The following is a 1,826-nucleotide window of genomic DNA, read 5'->3' as shown; positions in this document are numbered from 1 at the left end:
TTGGTGGTCGTGTAGTGCTGGGTATTGTTGTACTGGCCGCTGGGTTTATTTGCCGTCCAGTTGCCGGTGTAGGTGATGGCTGGGTCCGTGTCGTCGGCCTTCAGGGCTGTCACGTAGAGCGGACCTCTGCGGCCTGAGACATTGGTGCCGTCGGTGACCTCGAGTGAGTAGCGGTGTCGCGACCCCGGTGCCACGGTGTCCGTGAAGCTCATTGTGGGCCGGTTCCAGTAGCGGGAGTCCTGGTTGAGCGAGGTCAGATACACGCCGTCCCGGTAGATCTTGTAGGTAAGGACGCCGTCGTCCCGGTCCCACGACGCCTTCCAGTTCAGAGTGACCTTGCCGGGGGACGGGCTGGACCCGCTGAGCGTCGGCACCGGCGGGGCACCGGTGTCCGGACTGGCCGCGAACCGGGTCAGACCCTGCTGCGGTTTTTCGTTGACGGTGGTGAACTCACCGCCGGCCCACATGATGTCGTCCGCCATGGTCAACGCGCGTGGCCCGATCTTCTCACCGATCCCTTCATTGGTGTCCGGGAACCACGGCAGGATCGTCCCGTTCGGCAGCGCCGTGATCGACTGCGCCAGGAAGTGCTGGCGGTAGTCAGTCCTGCTTTCGGGGAATCCGCCGGGGGTGGTGGGGCACCTGTGTGCGTGCGAGGCGCTGTAGAGGACACCCTTGTACGGCAGCACGGCCTGGGTGGCACCCGCACAGTCGTCTCTCCAGTAGCGGAAGCCGTCGGACAGCCGGCCGACTGTTCGGCCTTCGAAGGTGACGCCGCCCTCAGAGCCGAGGAAAAATCTGGTGCCGTCATTGGCCAGCGACTTGACCTGCGAGTCGCCTGCGACCCATCCAGGGTAAGTGTCGACGACCCTGCCGCTGGTGGCGTCCAGCCCGGCCAGCGCGACGACCGGGCTGCCGTTCACCGATGTGAAGCTGCCGCCGATGATGACCTTGTTGAGCTTCGGGGCAACCGTGATGGCATGCACTCTCGGGTGCGTGTCCTTGAAGTACACATATGTCGAACCGCGGACCGTTGCGTTGAAGGGAAGCAGAGTGCTGTTGGGTCGCAGCGCGGCGATCCGCTCGCGAGTCTGGCCCTGGACTGTGCCGAACCTGCCACCGATGTAGACCGTGTCGGCGGTCACGTCAATCGCGTTCACAATCGAGGTGACCGTGGGCTTCCAGTCGGTTCCGATGGTGCAGTCGGCTGTCTTGAGGGCGGCCGTGTTGGAACGTCCGACAGTGCCGGCCTTGCTGAACGAGCCGCCGATGTAGATCAGCGAGCCGTCGGGTGATGCCTTCATCGCCCGGATGGTGTTGCTGCCGCCGGTGAATGCGGGGGCGCACGCCAGTGGTTTCCCGGTCTTGGCATCAAAGGCCGCGAAGTTCTTACGAGCCAGCTCCTGGGTGCCGGGAGCCGCGCCGGGTGGCCGGATGTGATTGAACGTGCCACCCACGTAGACGACGCCCTTGGCGTAAGCCAGAGACCACACCACGCCGTCGGTCTGCCACGTGGCCAGGGGATCGGCGGTCAGAGTGGCAATGCCGGCAGCCGGGGCAGGCCCGGCTGCAAATGCCGTCGAAGCGGTGCTCGATACCGCCCCAGTGGCAAGTGCACTCGAAGCGGTACCCAGTACCGCCGCTGCAAGCATGAGACTGACGCGTCTGCGTAACTTTCCTTGGCGCACAATACCCCCGGGGCACGACTGAGAGTTGTCAGGACAGGGAGCAGGAACATAACGAGTGCCGGGCAGACAAGCCCCAGCATTCACTGAGAGTTTCCTGAACTGCACTGTATGCAACGCTCCGAAGAACTCCCCCACTCC

Annotated in this window: 1 protein-coding gene; it reads right to left on the bottom strand. The window is 64.3% G+C overall.

Annotated features, from left to right (window positions below; genetic code table 11):
• Positions 1–1,652: hypothetical protein (locus ABZ070_RS32440; RefSeq protein ID WP_356639146.1), on the bottom strand; the 1,652-nt coding region annotated here is incomplete at its 3' end.
• Positions 1,653–1,826 lie beyond the last annotated feature (174 nt).

Source organism: Streptomyces sp. NPDC006283, assembly GCF_040613325.1.
GTDB lineage: Bacteria > Actinomycetota > Actinomycetes > Streptomycetales > Streptomycetaceae > Streptomyces.
Note: the sequence above shows the minus strand (reverse complement) of the source record. Positions and strands in the feature narration are given on the sequence as shown.